Origin of the sequence: Halomonas saccharevitans, from assembly GCF_032333995.1 — a bacterium.
GTDB classification, from domain to species: domain Bacteria; phylum Pseudomonadota; class Gammaproteobacteria; order Pseudomonadales; family Halomonadaceae; genus Halomonas; species Halomonas saccharevitans.
This window is the reverse complement of sequence record NZ_JAVXUR010000004.1, coordinates 130,137-146,584: the sequence shown is the minus strand read 5'-3', so window position 1 is coordinate 146,584 and position 16,448 is coordinate 130,137. Positions and strand designations below refer to the sequence as shown.

At 68.8% G+C, this 16,448-nt stretch carries 17 protein-coding genes; 14 read left to right on the top strand and 3 right to left on the bottom strand.

What is annotated here, in order from left to right:
- Positions 1-56: 56 nt before the first annotated feature.
- Together RSO68_RS11155 and rpmE are read right to left on the bottom strand one after the other, a co-directional pair.
- Complete coding sequence (locus tag RSO68_RS11155; protein WP_089848484.1) at positions 57-1,328, bottom strand: malic enzyme-like NAD(P)-binding protein; 1,272 nt, start codon at positions 1,326-1,328, stop codon at positions 57-59.
- 263 nt (positions 1,329-1,591) lie between these two features.
- Positions 1,592-1,804 carry a 50S ribosomal protein L31 gene (rpmE, locus tag RSO68_RS11150; protein WP_089848581.1) on the bottom strand — a complete coding sequence of 71 codons (213 nt, stop codon included), beginning with the start codon at positions 1,802-1,804 and terminating at the stop codon, positions 1,592-1,594.
- 147 nt (positions 1,805-1,951) lie between these two features.
- On the opposite strand from rpmE, the gene RSO68_RS11145 reads away from it, so the two are divergent.
- The 13 genes from RSO68_RS11145 to tatC all read left to right on the top strand — a co-directional run bounded on the left by RSO68_RS11145 (position 1,952) and on the right by tatC (position 14,450).
- On the top strand, positions 1,952-4,195 hold the full coding sequence (locus RSO68_RS11145; RefSeq protein ID WP_315586641.1) for a primosomal protein N': 2,244 nt from the start codon (positions 1,952-1,954) through the stop codon (positions 4,193-4,195).
- Positions 4,196-4,298: 103 nt separating this feature from the next.
- Positions 4,299-5,984 carry an arginine--tRNA ligase gene (argS, locus tag RSO68_RS11140; RefSeq protein WP_315586640.1) on the top strand — a complete coding sequence of 562 codons (1,686 nt, stop codon included), beginning with the start codon at positions 4,299-4,301 and terminating at the stop codon, positions 5,982-5,984.
- A gap of 3 nt (positions 5,985-5,987) precedes the next feature.
- A complete protein-coding gene (locus RSO68_RS11135; protein ID WP_089848481.1) occupies positions 5,988-6,710 on the top strand; it encodes an SPOR domain-containing protein in 723 nt (240 codons plus the stop codon).
- Between the two features lie 141 nt (positions 6,711-6,851).
- Positions 6,852-7,370: an ATP-dependent protease subunit HslV gene (gene hslV, locus RSO68_RS11130; RefSeq protein WP_089848480.1), complete on the top strand. Its 519-nt coding sequence runs from the start codon at positions 6,852-6,854 to the stop codon at positions 7,368-7,370.
- Positions 7,371-7,372: 2 nt separating this feature from the next.
- Positions 7,373-8,695 carry an ATP-dependent protease ATPase subunit HslU gene (gene hslU, locus RSO68_RS11125; RefSeq protein WP_315586639.1) on the top strand — a complete coding sequence of 441 codons (1,323 nt, stop codon included), beginning with the start codon at positions 7,373-7,375 and terminating at the stop codon, positions 8,693-8,695.
- A 172-nt stretch (positions 8,696-8,867) separates the two neighbouring features.
- The gene (locus RSO68_RS11120) at positions 8,868-9,251 is read left to right on the top strand and encodes a DUF971 domain-containing protein (protein WP_315586638.1); all 384 of its coding nucleotides are present in this window, start codon (positions 8,868-8,870) and stop codon (positions 9,249-9,251) included.
- A 266-nt stretch (positions 9,252-9,517) separates the two neighbouring features.
- Positions 9,518-10,273 (top strand): bifunctional demethylmenaquinone methyltransferase/2-methoxy-6-polyprenyl-1,4-benzoquinol methylase UbiE, encoded by a 756-nt coding sequence (ubiE, locus tag RSO68_RS11115; protein WP_089850332.1) that lies wholly within the window; start codon positions 9,518-9,520, stop codon positions 10,271-10,273.
- 7 nt (positions 10,274-10,280) lie between these two features.
- Complete coding sequence (locus RSO68_RS11110) at positions 10,281-10,952, top strand: ubiquinone biosynthesis accessory factor UbiJ (protein WP_089850320.1); 672 nt, start codon at positions 10,281-10,283, stop codon at positions 10,950-10,952.
- Entirely contained in the window at positions 10,949-12,571 is a 1,623-nt protein-coding gene (gene ubiB, locus RSO68_RS11105; protein WP_315586637.1) for a ubiquinone biosynthesis regulatory protein kinase UbiB, read from the top strand. The genes RSO68_RS11110 and ubiB overlap by 4 nt, the downstream gene beginning before the upstream one ends.
- 24 nt (positions 12,572-12,595) lie before the next feature.
- Positions 12,596-12,931, top strand: a complete 336-nt coding sequence (locus tag RSO68_RS11100; RefSeq protein ID WP_089850317.1) for a phosphoribosyl-ATP diphosphatase — start codon at positions 12,596-12,598, stop codon at positions 12,929-12,931.
- Positions 12,932-12,984: 53 nt separating this feature from the next.
- Entirely contained in the window at positions 12,985-13,257 is a 273-nt protein-coding gene (gene tatA, locus RSO68_RS11095) for a Sec-independent protein translocase subunit TatA (protein ID WP_315586636.1), read from the top strand.
- Positions 13,258-13,263: 6 nt separating this feature from the next.
- Entirely contained in the window at positions 13,264-13,683 is a 420-nt protein-coding gene (gene tatB / locus RSO68_RS11090; RefSeq protein ID WP_089850313.1) for a Sec-independent protein translocase protein TatB, read from the top strand.
- Positions 13,680-14,450 (top strand): twin-arginine translocase subunit TatC, encoded by a 771-nt coding sequence (tatC, locus tag RSO68_RS11085; RefSeq protein ID WP_315586635.1) that lies wholly within the window; start codon positions 13,680-13,682, stop codon positions 14,448-14,450. Before tatB ends, tatC begins: the two co-directional genes overlap by 4 nt.
- Positions 14,451-14,558: 108 nt before the next feature.
- On the opposite strand, the gene elbB is transcribed toward tatC, so the two are convergent.
- A complete protein-coding gene (gene elbB / locus RSO68_RS11080) occupies positions 14,559-15,221 on the bottom strand; it encodes an isoprenoid biosynthesis glyoxalase ElbB (RefSeq protein WP_315586634.1) in 663 nt (220 codons plus the stop codon).
- Between the two features lie 224 nt (positions 15,222-15,445).
- Between elbB and hemB the strand changes: the two genes are divergently transcribed.
- Positions 15,446-16,444, top strand: a complete 999-nt coding sequence (hemB, locus tag RSO68_RS11075) for a porphobilinogen synthase (protein WP_390882404.1) — start codon at positions 15,446-15,448, stop codon at positions 16,442-16,444.
- Positions 16,445-16,448: the final 4 nt, after the last annotated feature.

Sequence of the window (16,448 nt, the reverse complement as noted above, 5' to 3'; positions counted from 1 at the left end):
ACGACGACGCCGGCCCGAGGGCCGGCGTCGTCATGCAGCGCGGAAGCGTCGGCGGCTCAGATGCCGTAGACGTCCTCAGCGGAGCGCAGCGGATAGTGGGAGGGATAGGGCTTGCGCGCCACCCCGGAGTCGACCGCCGCCTGGGCCACGGCCGCCGGCACCCGCTCCAGCAGGCGGATGTCTACCGGGGTGGGGATGATGTAGTTCGGCCCGAAGGTCATCTCGTCCATCTCGTAGGCCTCCAGCACCGCCTGGGGCACCGGCTCGCGGGCCAGATCCTTCAGCGCATGGACGGCGGCGACCTTCATCTCCTCGTTGATGCGGGTGGCGCGCACGTCGAGCGCCCCGCGGAAGATGAATGGGAAGCCCAGCACGTTGTTGACCTGGTTCGGATAGTCGGAGCGACCGGTGGCCATGATCACATCCGGGCGAATCTCGCGGGCCAGGTCGGGATGGATCTCGGGATCCGGGTTGGTGCAGGCGAAGACCACCGGGTTGGGGGCCATGCTGCGGATATGCTCGGCGCTCATCAGGCCGGGGCCGGAGAGGCCGACGAAGACGTCGGCGCCGTCGATGGCATCGGTCAGGGTGCGCTTGTCCGTCTCCACGGCGAACATCGCCTTGTACTGGTTCAGGTCCTCGCGGCCGCTGTGGATCACGCCCTTGCGGTCGAGCATCACGATGTTCTCGGGATGCGCGCCGCAGGCGACCAGCAACTTCATGCAGGCAATGGCGGCCGCGCCGGCGCCCAGGCAGACGATGCGGGCGCTGTCCAGCGACTTGCCGGCGATATCCAGGGCGTTGAGCATGCCCGCGGCGGTGACGATGGCGGTGCCGTGCTGGTCATCATGGAAGACCGGGATGCTGCACTGCTCGACCAGCGCCTGCTCGATCTCGAAGCACTCGGGCGCCTTGATGTCCTCGAGGTTGATGCCACCCCAGGTATCGGCGATGCGCGCCACGGTGTCGATGAAGGCCTGCGGGCTCTCGGCATTGACCTCGACGTCCACCGAGTTGATGCCGGCGAAGCGCTTGAACAGCACGCCCTTGCCCTCCATCACCGGCTTGCTCGCCAGGGGACCCAGGTTGCCGAGCCCGAGGATGGCGCTGCCATCGGAGATCACCGCGACCAGGTTGCCCTTGCCGGTATAGAGATAGGCGTTCTCCGGATCATTGGCGATCTCGCGCACCGGCTCTGCGACCCCGGGGCTGTAGGCCAGGGACAGGTCCCGAGCGCTGGCGGTGGGCTTGGTGAGCTCCACCGAGAGCTTCCCGGGGAAAGGTTTCGCGTGGTAATCCAGCGCCGCCTGCTTCTTCGCGTCCGTCATGCTGAGAGTATCCGGTAGCCGATGATGGGCCAGCTAGTGTATACAAGAATTCCGGAGCCCTCAACTCACACAATATCCAACCCGTTCCCGCCTCGTTTGAAGACGTTTCCGGCCATTTGTCGAAACTTATGGCTGAACGCTCCAACCATAACGTTTTCCTTATCGTGGCGACGGCACGGGCAGCTGCCGCCGTTGGCAGGGCCAGACACGAAGAAACCCGCCTCGGCGGGCGGGTTTCTCGAGTCAGCGATGTGCCGGTCGGCTCAGCGCTTGATAGCGGCACCGAAGCGCTTGTTGAAGCGCTCGACGCGACCGCCGGTGGTCGCCTGCTTCTGCTTGCCGGTGTAGAACGGATGGCACTGCGAGCAGACGTCCAGCGAGAAGTCGTGGCCAGAGGTGGAGCCGACCTCGAAGGAGGCGCCGCAGGAGCAGGTCACGTTGACTGCCTTGTAATCCGGGTGGATACCTTGTTTCATCTTGAGCCTCACGAAGCTGTATGCCGCCACCTGATCTTCTGCCAGGCACCGCATACGGGTTGTCTGTACATGCGAACCGGTTACCGCCAGGCACCCAAGGTGTCCGCAGCGGCGAAGTATTCTAGCAGAGCCGACGCCGGAGGCCAATTGCCCGATTCCCCCCATCCCCCCGCGCCCCGGGTGCTCGGCGTGGCGGTGCCCTCGCCGCTGCGCCGCCTGTTCGACTACCTCCCCGGCCGCGCCGCGCCCCCCGGCGGCTGGCAGCCAGGGTTGCGGGTGCGGGTACCGTTCGGCCGGCGCAGCGTCGTCGGCGTCGTGGCGGAGTGCCGCCACACCAGCGAGCTGCCGCTCTCGCGCCTCAAGCCGGTGGACGCCTGCCTCGACGAGGCGCCGCTGCCGGCCGACTGGCTGTGGCTGTGCCGCTTCACCGCCCGCTACTATCAGCACGCCCTCGGCGACACCCTGCAGCAGGCCATGCCAGTGCTGCTGCGCCAGGGGCGCGCGCTGGCCTCACGCACCCGCGAGCGCTGGTGCGTGACATCGGCGGGCGAGCAGCACGAACCGCCGGGCCTCGCCCGGGCGCCTCGCCAGGCCGAGCTGCTCGCCATGCTGCGCCAGCACCCCCACGGCCTGGCCAGTCAGGCGATCCTCGCCCAGTCGTTCACCCGCGAGCAGCTGCGCGCGCTGGTCGACAAGGGCCTGGTGGTGCGCCATGAGGAGCCGCTCTCGGCCAGCGCGCCGAGCGACGACGGCCAGCTGCTGGCCGAGCCCGCCCTCCCCCTCAACGGTGAACAGGCCGCGGCGCTGGGCGCCCTGCACGAGCGCCTCGACGCCTTCCACCCCTGCCTGCTGCATGGCGTCACCGGCAGCGGCAAGACCGAGGTCTACCTGCAGCTCATCGAGGCCGTCATCGGGCGTCACCGCCAGGCGCTGGTGCTGGTCCCCGAGATCGGCCTGACGCCCCAGACCCTGGCGCGCTTTCGCAGCCGCTTTCGGGTGCCGGTGGTGGCGCTGCACTCGGGGCTCACCGACCACGAGCGCCTGGATGCCTGGGAGGCGGCCGCCAGCGGCCGGGCCCCGATCGTCATCGGCACCCGCTCGGCGATCTTCACGCCGCTGGCACGCCCGGGAGTGATCATCGTCGACGAGGAGCATGACGGCTCCTTCAAGCAGCAGGACGGGCTGCGCTACCACGCCCGCGACCTCGCCGTGGCCCGCGCCCACCATCACCGCATCCCGCTGCTGCTGGGCACGGCCACGCCGTCGCTGGAGACCCTGCAGCGCGCCCAGGCCGGCGATTACCGTCACCTGCGCCTGACGCGGCGCGCCAGCCGCTATGCCCCGGCACGCCTCGAACTTACCGACCTGCGCGGGCGCCAGCGCCGGGCCGGGCTGATCCCGCCGGTAATCGAGACCATCGGCGAGACGCTGGCCGCCGGCCATCAGGTGCTGGTCTTCATCAACCGCCGCGGCTTCGCCCCGACGCTCGCCTGCCACGCCTGCGGCTGGCTGGCCGAGTGCGACCACTGCGATGCCCGCATGACTCTGCACCGCCAGCCGCCGCTGCTGGCCTGCCACCACTGCGACCGCCGCCGCGCCCTGCCTGACGCCTGCCCCGAGTGCCAGAGCATCGACCTGCGCCCGCTGGGCAGCGGCACCGAGCGCACCGAGGAGACCCTGGCGGCGCTCTTCCCCGAAACGCCGGTGCACCGCATCGACCGCGACAGCACCCGGCGACGCGACGCCCTGGAGCAGGTGCTCGCCGAGGTGCGCCGCGGCGAGCCCTGCCTGCTGGTGGGCACCCAGATGCTGGCCAAGGGCCATCATCTGCCCCATGTCACCCTGGTCGTGGTGGTCAACGCCGACGCCGGCCTCTATGCCAGCGACTTCCGGGCACTCGAGCACAGCGCCCAGCTGCTCGAGCAGGTGGCGGGACGCGCCGGCCGCGCCGCCCATCCCGGCCGGGTGCTGGTGCAGACGATGCATACCGACGACCCGCACCTGCGCCTGCTCGCCGATGCCGGCTACGACGCCCTGGCCGCCCAGCTGCTCGACGAGCGCCGGGCCGCCCAGCTGCCACCCTTCCGCTTCCTGGCCCTGCTGCGCCTGGAGGCGCCCAACGAGGCGGCCGTGGTCGAGCTCGGCGGCCTGGCGGCTGAGGCGCTGCGCGCCTGGCTCGTCGAGCGCGGCCTCGAGGTCGACTGCCTGGGACCGGTGCCGGCGCCCATGGAGCGCCGCCAGAACCGCTATCACCTGCAGCTGATGCTCTCCGCCGAGCGCCGCAGTCGGCTCCACGAGGCCGGGGCCTGGTTGATCGCCTGGCTGGAGGCCCGCCCCGAGGCCCGGAGGGTGAGATGGTCGCTGGATATCGATCCGCAGACACTGGCCTGACGCCACACCTTTAAAGCCCGGCGCCGATTGCCGATAATGGCGCCCCAGACTCGCCCGGGCGGTCGCTTCGCATCGCCCACGCCACAGGACACCGGACACTTCCATGAAAGAGACCATCATCGCGCTGCTCGAGGGCGCCCTGGACAACCTCCGGCAACAGGGCGTCGTGCCCGCCGAGATCGCCCCCACCATCAAGGTCGATCCGACCCGCGACAAGGCGCATGGCGACTACGCCACCAACCTGGCGCTGATGCTGGCGAAGCCGGCCGGGAAGAAGCCCCGCGAGCTGGCCGAGACGCTGGTCGCCGCGCTGCCCGAGAGCGACGCCGTGCAGAAGGTCGAGATCGCCGGCCCCGGCTTCGTCAACTTCTTCGCCGCCACCGACGCCGCCGCCCAGGTAGTGCGCCAGGTACTCGAGGCCGGCGACGCCTTCGGCCGAAACCTGGCGGGTAAGGGCCAGAAGGTGCAGGTCGAGTTTGTCTCCGCCAACCCCACCGGGCCACTGCACGTCGGCCACGGCCGCGGGGCGGCGATCGGCGACTGCATCTGCCGGCTGCTGGAAGCCACCGGCTATGACGTTACCCGCGAGTTCTACTACAACGACGCCGGTGCCCAGATCGCCAACCTGGCGCGCTCGGTGCAGGCGCGGGTGCAGGGCATCGATCCCAGCGACGCAGGCTGGCCCGAGGACGGCTACCGCGGCGGCTACATCATCGACGTCGCCAACAGCTATCTGGCCGGCGAGACCGTTCATGCCGACGACCGCCACGTCACCGGCTCAGGCGACCCGGACGACCTCGAGGCCATCCGCGATTTCGCCGTGGCCTACCTGCGCCGCGAGCAGGACCTGGACCTCAAGGCCTTCGGCGTCGAGTTCGACGTCTACTTCCTTGAATCCTCGCTCTACGAGCAGGGCAAGGTCGAGGAAACGGTCGAGCGTCTGATCGACAAGGGCCACACCTATGAACAGGACGGCGCCCTGTGGCTGCGCACCACCGACTTCGGTGACGACAAGGACCGCGTGATGCGCAAGTCCGACGGCCAGTACACCTACTTCCTGCCCGACGTCGCCTACCACCTCGACAAGTGGCAGCGCGGCTTCACGACGGTGATCAACGAGCAGGGCGCCGACCACCACTCCACCGTGACCCGGGTGCGCGCCGGCCTCCAGGCCCTCGAGGCCGGCATCCCGAAGGGCTGGCCCGACTATGTGCTGCACCAGATGGTGATGGTCACCCGCTCCGGCGTCGAGGTGAAGCTCTCCAAGCGCGCCGGCAGCTACGTCACCGTGCGCGACCTGATCGACGAAGTGGGGCGCGACGCCACGCGCTTCTTCCTCGCCGCCCGTCGCGCCGACTCGCAGCTGACCTTCGACATCGACCTGGCCCGTTCGCAGTCCAACGACAACCCGGTCTACTACGTGCAGTACGCCCACGCCCGAGTCTGCAGCATGCTGCGCAAGGCCGACGCCGAGGACCAGGCGTTCGACCATGAGCTCGCCATGGCCCATCTCGCCCTGCTCGACAGCGATCAGGAGAAGGCGGTGCTCAACCGTCTGGCCCGCTACCCCGAGGTGGTCGCCCACGCCGCCGCCGCCCACGAGCCGCAGCAGATCGCCCAGTACCTGCTCGACCTCGCCGCCGACTTCCACACCTGTTACAACGCGGTGAAGGTGATGGTCGACGACGACGACGCGCGCAACGCCCGCCTGGCGCTGGGCCTGGCCACCCGCCAGGTACTGCGCAACGGCCTGGACCTGATGGGTGTCGGCGCGCCCGAGGAGATGTAAGCCATGGCCACCCGGAAGCAGCCCGCCAAGAAGCGCGGCGCCACCAGCACGCCCCGCCGCCGCGCCGCTCCGCCCCCGCGCCGCGGCGTGCCGGGATGGCTGTGGGGACTCATCGGCCTGGTGGCCGGCTTCCTGCTGGCCCAGCATCAGCACGGCACCGCGCCCTGGCAGGACGGCGATTCGCCGCTGGCGGAAGTGCTCTCCCAACCGGAGGGCCGCCAGGCGCCCAAGGAAGAGGCGAGCGCCGAGACGCCCGACGAGCCGCCGATGCCGACCTTCGAGTTCTACACCCTGCTGCCGGAATCCGAGGTGATCGCCCCGGGCGGCAAGGTGCCGAGCTCCACGGCGACCCCGCCACCGCGCCCCGAGCCGACGGCCCCCGAGCCGACCGCAGAGACCTCCGACGACGACCCCATCGCCCGGGTGATCGCCGCCAACATGGAGGCCGATGGCGCATCGCAGCCGGCCACAGCGAGCGCGGACGGCGATGCCCGCTTCGTATTGCAGGCCGCCTCCTTCCGTGCGGCCAGCGACGCCGACCGGCTGGCCGGTCGCCTCAAGGACTTCGGCCTGCTGGCCAAGATCAGCGAGGTCAAGACCGGCGGCGGCGACACCTGGCACCGCGTCCAGGTCGGCCCCTACAGCGATCGGCGCGAGCTCAACCGCGCCCAGGACCTGATGACCACCCAGGGCATCGAGCCGCTGCTGATCCAGCTGCAGAACTGACGCGCCCGCCGCGGAGGCACGACCAAGGTTGAATTCCGCGCCCCCCGCCCGCACTTCCCCCTGAGTTCACCCCGGCGCCTCGGTCCGACCGAGGCGCCGCCAGTCATCGGGAGTTTTTCCCTCCCCCAAGGAGTCCCCTCCATGACCACGATCGTTTCCGTGCGCCGCGGCGACCAGGTGGCGCTGGCCGGTGACGGCCAGGTCTCGCTGGGCAACACCGTGATGAAGGGCAACGCCAGCAAGGTGCGTCGCCTCTACCATGGCCAGGTACTGGCCGGTTTCGCCGGCGGCACCGCCGATGCCTTCACCCTCTTCGAACGCTTCGAGGCCCAGCTCGAGAAGTACCAGGGCAACCTGGTCAAGGCCGCCGTGGAGCTGGCCAAGGACTGGCGCACCGACCGCGCCCTGCGCCGTCTCGAGGCTCTGCTCGCCGTGGCCAACAAGGACGCCTCGCTGATCATCACCGGCAACGGCGACGTGGTGGAGCCCGAGCGCGGCATCATCGCCATCGGTTCCGGCGGCAACTACGCCCTGGCCTCGGCCCGCGCCCTGCTGGAGAACACCGACCTGCCCGCCCGCGAGATCACCGAGAAGTCCCTGGCCATCGCCGGCGACATCTGCGTGTTCACCAACCACAACGTCACGCTGGAAGAGCTCTGATCATGACCCGGATGACCCCCCGCGAGATCGTCCACGCCCTGGACCAGTACATCGTCGGCCAGCAGGACGCCAAGCGCGCCGTAGCCGTGGCCCTGCGCAACCGCTGGCGGCGCATGCAACTCGACGGCGAGCTGCGCCACGAGGTGACGCCCAAGAACATCCTGATGATCGGCCCCACGGGCGTTGGCAAGACCGAGATCGCCCGCCGCCTGGCCAAGCTGGCCGGCGCCCCCTTCATCAAGGTGGAGGCCACCAAGTTCACCGAGGTGGGCTACGTGGGCCGCGACGTCGAGTCGATCATCCGCGACCTGACCGAGGCCGCCATCAAGCTGGTCCGCGAGCAGGCCAAGGAAGAGGTCGGGCATCGCGCCGAGGACGCCGCCGAGGAGCGCGTCCTCGACGCCCTGCTGCCGCCGCCCCGCGGCCAGGAAGACGAGCCGCGCCAGGACAGCTCGACCCGCCAGCTGTTCCGCAAGAAGCTGCGCGAAGGCCAGCTCGACGACAAGGAGATCGACATCGAGGTCACGCCCCAGGGCCCCGGCGTGGACATCAACACCCCGCCGGGCATGGAGGAGATGACCAGCCAGCTGCAGAACCTGTTCGCCGGCATGGGCAAGCAGAAGAGCGAGACACGCCGCGTCGCGGTGAAGGACGCCCTCGGCCTGCTGCGTGACGAGGAGGCCGGCAAGCTGGTCAACGAGGACGACATCAAGAGCCGCGCCATCGAGGCGGTGGAGCAGAACGGCATCGTCTTCCTCGACGAGATCGACAAGGTGTCGAAGGGCAGCGGCCAGTCCAGCGGCGGCGAGGTCTCCCGCGAGGGGGTGCAGCGCGACCTGCTGCCGCTGATCGAGGGCTCCACGGTCTCCACCAAGTACGGCATGGTCAAGACCGACCACATCCTCTTCATCGCCTCCGGCGCCTTCCACCTGTCGCGCCCGTCGGACCTGATCCCCGAGCTGCAGGGCCGCCTGCCGATCCGCGTCGAGCTCAACGCCCTGACACCGGACGACTTCCAGCGCATCCTGACCGAGCCGTCCGCCGCGCTGACCAAGCAGTACCAGGCGCTGCTCGCCACCGAGGGGCTCGAGGTCGCCTTCACCGAGGACGGCATCGCGCGCATCGCCGAGATCGCCTGGAAGGTCAACGAGGGCACCGAGAACATCGGCGCGCGCCGCCTGCACACCGTGATGGAGCGCCTGCTCGAGGAGGCCTCCTACGCGGGCGGCGACTTCGGCAGCCCGCTCTCGATCGATGCCGCCTACGTCGACTCCCAGCTCGGCGAGCTGGCGATGGACGAGGACCTGTCGCGGTATATCCTGTAAGCCCGGCCCTACGCTGAGGGCCAACGGGTAGCGCGGCGCCGGGAACCGCTCGTCGAGGAGGTCATTTGCCAGGGAAGGCAAATGTAGCGCCCAAGGATGGGTTCACAGCGCCTCCGACACGAACGGTGACCGGTACAGCCGCTCACCGCCAACGCTGCTGCGGAGCCTTGCCATGACAGCCCCGATCCCCACCAACGTGCACTACCACCGCAAGGAGCGCGAGCTCGAACTCACCTATGCCGAGGGCGAGTCCTACCGGCTCTCGGTGGAGTACCTGCGCGTCTTCTCGCCCTCCGCCGAGGTGCGCGGCCACGGCCCGGACTCCGCCACCCTGCAGGTGGGCAAGAAGGACGTCGGCCTTGCGAACATCACTCCGGCCGGGCGCTACGCGCTGAAGCTGCACTTCGACGACGGCCACGACAGCGGCCTGTTCAGCTGGGATTATTTCTACGACCTGATCCGGCGCCGCGAGGCCAACTGGGCCGACTACCTGCGTCGGCTCGAGGAAGCGGGCGCCTCGCGGGAGCCGCTGGGCATCGAGATCAAGCAGCTCTGAGGCCAAGGTCGTCGGCCCCTCGGGGCTGATCCGGCGGCAGGCCCCGGGGCGCCGGACCGTCGCGGAGGCGCTGTGAACCCCTCCCTGGGCGCTACATTCGCCATCCATGGCGAATGACCTCCGCTACGACCTGCCCCCGGCGCCCCTCGTGTCTCCATCAGGAGCCGCCTCCGTCAAGACAATCGTCATCGGGGAGGGCTACAATGGCGCCCATCGGCGAGGCCGCCAGGCCCGCCCCCACCGCAGCGATTCGGGAGCCCCACGGCATGAGCGCCAGTGACAAGCACACCACCCACTTCGGCTATCAGGACGTCCCGGTCGAGGAGAAGGCCTCTCGCGTGGCCGATGTCTTCCATTCGGTCGCGGCGCGCTACGACATCATGAACGACCTGATGTCGCTGGGCATCCACCGCCTGTGGAAGCGCCTGGCCATCGAACGCTCCGGCGTGCGCCCCGGCCACAGCGTGCTCGACATCGCCGGCGGCACCGGCGACCTGACGCAGAAGTTCTCGCGCATGGTGGGGCCGCGCGGCCGGGTGGTGCTGGCCGACATCAACGAATCCATGCTGCGGGTCGGTCGCGATAAGCTGATCGACCACGGCGTCGGTGGCAACGTCGAGTACGTGCAGGCCAACGCCGAGTGCCTGCCCTTCCCCGACAACAGCTTCGACTGCATCACCATCGCCTTCGGCCTGCGCAACGTCACCGACAAGGATGCCGCCCTGCGCTCCATGGCGCGGGTGCTCAAGCCGGGCGGGCGCCTTTTGGTGCTGGAGTTCTCCAAGCCGGGCAATCCGCTGTTCTCCAAGGCCTACGACCAGTACTCCTTCCGCCTGCTGCCGAGGATCGGCGAGCTGGTGGCAAGCGACGGCGAGAGCTACCGCTATCTGGCCGAGTCGATCCGCATGCATCCCGACCAGGAAACCCTCAAGGCCATGATGGAGAGCGCGGGACTCGAGCGGGTCGAGTACACCAACCTCACCGGGGGCATCGTCGCCCTGCATCGCGGCATCAAGCTGTGAGGGCATGATGTCGCTATCTCCCACTCTGCTGCTGGCCGGTCTCGAACGCACCCTCAACGCCCTGCTCGCCCGGGATCCCGCGGCCCCGGGGCGGCTGGCCCGGCTGGCCGGCCAGCGCATCCTGCTGCGCCTGGAGCGGCCCGCCCTGGCGCTGGCCCTGCACTTCCATCCAGCGGGGATCGACCTGCTGCGCCCCGACCTGCCCGACGAAACAGACAGCGACGAGACCGCCTTCGACGAAGCGGGCTTCGACGCGGTGGTCGAGCTGGATGCCGAGACCCTCGGCGAGCTGCTCGGCGGCGCCTCCATCGAGCGTCTGATGTTCCAGGGCAAGCTCGCCGTGCGCGGACGCACCCACCTGCTCGAGGCGACCCGCGACCTGCTGTTCGATCTCGATCTCGACTGGGAGGGCGAGCTCGCCCGCTGGCTTGGCGACATGCCCGCCCATAGCCTGGCCGAAGGCGTGCGCAGCCTCTCCCAGTGGGGGCTGCGCACCCGCCAGGAGCTCTGCGCCGACGTCGGCGAGTACGTCTTCGAGGAGGCGCGCCTGCTGCCGGGGCGCCACCAGCTCGAGGCGCTGCGCGATCACATGACCGAACTGGAGATCGCCACCGACCGCCTCGAGGCCCGCCTGGCCCGGCTGCGCCGTCGCCTGGCCGCCGCGGAGGCGCCCTCATGATCCTGCGACTGGCGCGCATCGTCTGGGTGATCACCCGCTTCCGGCTCGATACCCTGCTGCCCCTGGCGCGCCTGCCCTGGTGGCTCAGAGCCCTGTTCACGATCTCGCCGCTGCGACTGGTGCCGATCGGCGAGCGCTCCCGGGGCGAGCGGCTGCGCCTGGCCCTGGAGTCGCTGGGCCCGATTTTCGTCAAGTTCGGCCAGATGCTCTCGACCCGGCGCGACCTGCTGCCCGAGGACATCGCCGACGAGCTGAAGCGCCTCCAGGATCAGGTGCCGCCCTTCCCCGGCCACCAGGCCATGGCGCTGGTCGAGGAGGAGCTCGAGATGTCGCTGGAGGAGGCCTTCGCCAACTTCGAGCCCGAGCCGCTGGCCTCGGCCTCCGTCGCCCAGGTGCATGCCGCGCGGCTGCACGGCGGCGAGGCCGTGGTGGTCAAGATCATCCGCCCGGGCATCGAGCGGGTGATGCGCCAGGACATGGCGCTGATGTATCGCTTCGCCAGCGTGCTGGCGCGGATCCCCGAGGCGCGCCGGCTGCGCCCCGTGGAGGTGGTCCGCGACTACGAATCCACGCTGTTCGACGAGCTCGACCTGACCAAGGAGGCCGCCAACACCTCCCAGCTCAAGCGCAACTTCAAGAATTCGCCGCTGCTCTACGTGCCGGCCATCCACTGGGAGCTGACCCGCCGCCGGGTGATGGTCCAGGAGCGGATCTACGGCGTGCCGGTGGCCGATACCGCGGCGCTGATCGCCCAGGGCACCGACCTCAAGAAGCTCGCCGAGCGCGGCGTGGAGATCTTCTTCACCCAGGTGTTCCGCGATAACTTCTTTCATGCCGACATGCACCCGGGCAACATCTTCATCTCCTACGAGCACCCCGAAGATCCCCAGTACATCGCCATCGACTGCGGCATCGTCGGCAGCCTCACCCGCGAGGACCAGGACTACCTGGCACGCAACCTGCTGGCCTTCTTCCATCAGGACTACTACGAGGTGGCCGCCCTGCACATCGAGTCAGGCTGGGTGGGCGAGGAGACCCGCGCCAACGAGTTCGCCGCGGCGGTGCGCACGGTGTGCGAGCCGATCCTCGAGAAGCCGCTCAAGGACATCTCCTTCGGCCAGGTGCTGCTGGGGCTCTTCCAGACCGCACGCCGCTTCAACATGGAGGTCCAGCCCCAGCTGGTGCTGCTGCAGAAGACCCTGCTCAACATCGAGGGACTGGGGCGCCAGCTCTATCCCGACCTCGACCTCTGGAGCACCGCCAAGCCCTTCCTGGAGCGCTGGATGAAGGAGCGCGCTGGAGCCCGCGGCCTACTGGAGTCCTTCAAGCGCCAGGCGCCCGAGCTTGCCCGCCACCTGCCCGAGCTGCCGGTGCTTGCCCACCAGGCGCTGTCTCGCGCCGAGCAGGAACATCGCCAGCGCCGTCGCCAGTCGGCCGCGATGGGCGATATCTCCCGCCAGCTGACGCGCCAGGGCGGTCGTCATCGGCGGCTGCGCCTGGGCCTACTGCTGATCGTCGCCGCGCTGGCCTGGCAGCCGCTTTACGAGTGGGCCGCCGGCCAGCCCTGGCCGGCGCTCGCCGCCGCCGGCCTCGGCGTGCTGCTACTGGCCTGGAACTGACCTCAAGCAATGGAACCCTGCCCCATGAGCGATATACTGGACCGACTGCACGACGTGCTCGAACAGCGCCGCCAGGCCGATCCCGACAGCTCCTACGTGGCCGCCCTGCATCACAAGGGGCTCAACAAGATCCTCGAGAAGCTTGGCGAGGAAGCCACCGAGACGCTGCTGGCGGCCAAGGATGCCGAGCGCGGCGACGCGGCGGCGCAACAGGCGTTGATCGCCGAAACGGCCGACTTGTGGTTTCATAGCCTGGTGATGCTCTCGCACCTGGGCCTCGACCACGGGACGGTCCTGGATGAGCTGGCCCGCCGCTTCGGTGTCTCGGGACACGACGAGAAGGCCGCACGGCAACCATAGCGTCAACTGGCCCTTCCGGGCCTCCCCCGGAGCCCCAACCTGAGGAAGCAACTATGTTAGGTGGTATCAGTATCTGGCAGCTGCTGATCGTTCTCGGCATCATCATCCTGATCTTCGGCACCAAGAAGCTGCGCAACGTCGGCGGCGACCTGGGCGGCGCCGTGAAGGGCTTCAAGAAGGCCATGCACGACGAGGAGAAGGGCGAGAAAGACGAGGACGAGCAGGCGGACGATCCCCAGGCCCGCGTCAGCCATGACGACGAGGGGGTCAACACCTACGACGTCAAGGCCGAGAAGAAGGCCGAGGACTCGGAAGAGCGCAAGTAAACCGCCATGTTCGATATGGGCTTTCTCGAACTGATGATCATCGGCGTGGTGGGCCTGCTGGTGCTCGGTCCCGAGCGCCTGCCCAAGGCCGCGCGCACCCTGGGGCTGTGGATCGGCAAGATCAAGCGCACGGTCTCGGGCATGCAGAGCGAGATCAGCGCCCAGCTCGAGGCCGAGGAGCTGCGCCAGAAGCTCAACGAGCAGCAGAAGAAGCTCGACGAGGGCGTCCAGCAGGTCAAGCGGGGCGTGGAGAGCATCGCCGAGGACGACGGCGGTACGTCCACCTCGAGCTCGCACAGCAAGGCCGCGCCCGCCGAGAAGCGCCTCGACGACGCCCTGGCCCGGGCCCGCTCGGGCAGCGAAGACGATGATCACCCGCGCTCCGCCGATGCCTCCACCGCCGACAAGGATTCCGCCTCCCGATGAGCAAGACCGGTGATCCCCAGGAACAGAACCAGGCCCCGCTGATCGAGCACCTCATCGAGCTGCGCTCGCGGCTGATGCGCGCGGTGGTTGCGATCCTGGTGATCTTTCTCGGGCTCTATGCCTTCGCCAACGACATCTACTCGTTCGTCGCCCAACCGCTGATGGCGCTGCTGCCGGAAGGCTCGCAGATGATCGCCACCGAGGTCGCCTCGCCCTTCCTCGCGCCCTTCAAGCTGACCCTGGTGGTGGCGGTGTTCGCCGCCATCCCCTACGTGCTGCATCAGGCCTGGGCCTTCGTGGCGCCGGGGCTCTATGACAACGAGAAGGCGCTGGCCCTGCCGATCCTGGCCTCCAGCATTGCGCTCTTCTACGGCGGCGCCGCCTTCGCCTACTACGTGGTCTTCCCGCTGCTGTTCCAGTTCTTCACCCAGACCGGGCCGGAGAACGTGGCGGTGATGACCGACATCAACCAGTACCTGAACTTCGTCCTCAAGCTGTTCTTCGCCTTCGGCGTGGCCTTCGAGATCCCCATCGCCACCTTCCTGCTGATCCTCTCGGGCGCCACCACGGTGGAGAGCCTGTCGAAGAAGCGCCCCTACGTGGTGCTTGGCTGTTTCGTCATCGGCATGCTGCTGACGCCGCCGGACGTCGTCTCCCAGAGCCTGCTGGCGGTGCCGATGTACCTGCTCTATGAGGTCGGCCTGCTGTTCGGCCGGCTGGTGCGCCGCAAGCGGGAAAAGGAGACCGGGGAAGAAGACGAGCCGTAAGCGTCGCGGCCAAGCGGCCATCACAGCATGATGACTCCAGCAAAAACCCCCAGCGGCACTTCGCCGACTGGGGGTTTTCCTTGGCGCTCGGCGCTTGATGCTCGGCGCTTACAGGTCCATCAGCTCGTCGATACGATCGACCAGCTTGAAGATGCCGGTCGCGGCCTCGCTGATGCGGGTCGCCAGCATGTAGGCCGGGGTGGTCACCACCCGGTTCTCGAAGTCCAGCACGATGTCCCCCACCCCGCAGCTGCGGTGCAGGCCGCCCATGGCGCTGATCGCGCCGGCGACGCCGGGATCGCTGCCCACGGTTACGGCGATGCCCGGGCCGAGCAGGCGCGGCACCAGCACCGGGCTGATGCACATCAGGCCGATCGGCTTGCGCGACTGGTGGAAGCCGGCCAGCGCCTCGGTCAGCGCCTCGATCACCTGCAGGCCATCGCCGGCCACGGCGAAGTCCGAGAGGTTCTTGGCGACGCCGAAGCCGCCGGGCAGGATCACCGCGTCGAACTCGTCGGCCTCGAGCTCATCGAGAGGAAATATCTCGCCGCGCGCCAGGCGCGCCGACTCGGTCAGCACGTTGCGGGTCTCACCCTCGACCGGTGCGCCGTGACGATGATCGATGACGTGGTGCTGCTCGATGTCCGGGGCGAAGCAGCGATAGCCCAGGCCCAGCTGATCGAGGCGCAGCAGGGTCAGGGTGGTCTCGTAGATCTCGGACCCGTCCTGCACTCCACACCCCGAGAGGATCACCGCCACCTGTTTGCTCATGCCTGTCTCCTTGAAGGTAGGCGCCTGGCGACGCCAGGCCCTGAAATCACAAGGCCTTCACTTTAGAGAGTCGGCGGGGGTGCGACAAGGCGCGACTTTCGACGCCTGTCGACACTGATATACTCGGAGGCAGTCGACCCCATGTCATCGTTTCGTCATCTTGCGCCGCCACTATCGTAGCGTGGCGGCCCAGATCCCACTGCCGGAGAGACGCCTTGAGTTTCATGACCCCACGCCAGTTCCCGACCTCCCGCCCGCGCCGCATGCGCCGCGACGACTTCTCGCGCCGCTTGATGCGCGAGCACACCCTGACCGCCGCCGACCTGATCTGGCCGGTCTTCGTGCTGGAGGGTGAGGGCCAGCGCGAGGCGGTGCCCTCGATGCCCGGGGTGGAGCGCCTCTCGATCGATCTGCTGATCGAGGAGGCCCGCGAGGCCCATGAGCTCGGCATTCCGGCCATCGCGCTGTTCCCGGTGGTCGGCACCGAGCTCAAGAGCGAGCTTGCCGAGGAGTCCTACAACGCCGCGGGCCTGGTGCAACGCAGCGTGCGGGCCCTCAAGGCGGCGCTTCCCGAGCTCGGCGTCATCACCGACGTGGCGCTGGACCCCTACACCAGCCACGGCCAGGACGGGATCCTCGACGAGGCCGGCTACGTGCACAACGATCGCACCGTGGCCACCCTGATCAAGCAGGCGCTCTCCCACGCCGAGGCCGGCGCCGACGTGGTGGCCCCCTCGGACATGATGGATGGGCGCATCGGCTCGATCCGCCGGGTGCTGGAGCAGGAAGCGCTGGTCAACACGCGAATCATGGCCTATAGCGCCAAGTATGCCTCGCGCTACTACGGCCCCTTCCGCGACGCCGTGGGCTCCGCCGGCAACCTGGGCAAGGCGGACAAGACCACCTACCAGATGGATCCGGGCAACGGTGACGAGGCGCTGCACGAGGTGGCTTTGGACCTGGCCGAGGGCGCCGACATGGTGATGATCAAGCCCGGCATGCCCTACCTGGACGTGGTGCGTCGGGTGAAGGACGAACTGAAGGTGCCCACCTTCGCCTACCAGGTGAGCGGCGAGTACGCCATGCACATGGCCGCCTTCGAGAACGGCTGGCTGGAGGCGGACGCGGTCATCCTCGAGTCGCTGCTCTGCTTCAAGCGCGCCGGCGCCGACGGCGTGCTCACCTACTTCGCCAAGCGGGCAGCGCGGCTGCTCGCACGCTAGTCAA

Bases quoted from the DNA above. Each gene is read 5' to 3' on its own strand.
- hemB (WP_390882404.1), top strand. From the start codon at position 15,446: ATGACCCCACGCCAGTTCCCGACCTCCCGCCCGCGCCGCATGCGCCGC.
- RSO68_RS11135 (WP_089848481.1), top strand. From the start codon at position 5,988: ATGGCCACCCGGAAGCAGCCCGCCAAGAAGCGCGGCGCCACCAGCACG.
- rpmE (WP_089848581.1), bottom strand. From the start codon at position 1,804: ATGAAACAAGGTATCCACCCGGATTACAAGGCAGTCAACGTGACCTGC.
- hslU (WP_315586639.1), top strand. From the start codon at position 7,373: ATGACCCGGATGACCCCCCGCGAGATCGTCCACGCCCTGGACCAGTAC.
- tatC (WP_315586635.1), top strand. From the start codon at position 13,680: ATGAGCAAGACCGGTGATCCCCAGGAACAGAACCAGGCCCCGCTGATC.
- elbB (WP_315586634.1), bottom strand. From the start codon at position 15,221: ATGAGCAAACAGGTGGCGGTGATCCTCTCGGGGTGTGGAGTGCAGGAC.
- ubiB (WP_315586637.1), top strand. From the start codon at position 10,949: ATGATCCTGCGACTGGCGCGCATCGTCTGGGTGATCACCCGCTTCCGG.
- tatB (WP_089850313.1), top strand. From the start codon at position 13,264: ATGTTCGATATGGGCTTTCTCGAACTGATGATCATCGGCGTGGTGGGC.
- argS (WP_315586640.1), top strand. From the start codon at position 4,299: ATGAAAGAGACCATCATCGCGCTGCTCGAGGGCGCCCTGGACAACCTC.
- RSO68_RS11110 (WP_089850320.1), top strand. From the start codon at position 10,281: ATGTCGCTATCTCCCACTCTGCTGCTGGCCGGTCTCGAACGCACCCTC.
- RSO68_RS11155 (WP_089848484.1), bottom strand. From the start codon at position 1,328: ATGACGGACGCGAAGAAGCAGGCGGCGCTGGATTACCACGCGAAACCT.
- hslV (WP_089848480.1), top strand. From the start codon at position 6,852: ATGACCACGATCGTTTCCGTGCGCCGCGGCGACCAGGTGGCGCTGGCC.
- tatA (WP_315586636.1), top strand. From the start codon at position 12,985: ATGTTAGGTGGTATCAGTATCTGGCAGCTGCTGATCGTTCTCGGCATC.
- ubiE (WP_089850332.1), top strand. From the start codon at position 9,518: ATGAGCGCCAGTGACAAGCACACCACCCACTTCGGCTATCAGGACGTC.
- RSO68_RS11100 (WP_089850317.1), top strand. From the start codon at position 12,596: ATGAGCGATATACTGGACCGACTGCACGACGTGCTCGAACAGCGCCGC.
- RSO68_RS11120 (WP_315586638.1), top strand. From the start codon at position 8,868: ATGACAGCCCCGATCCCCACCAACGTGCACTACCACCGCAAGGAGCGC.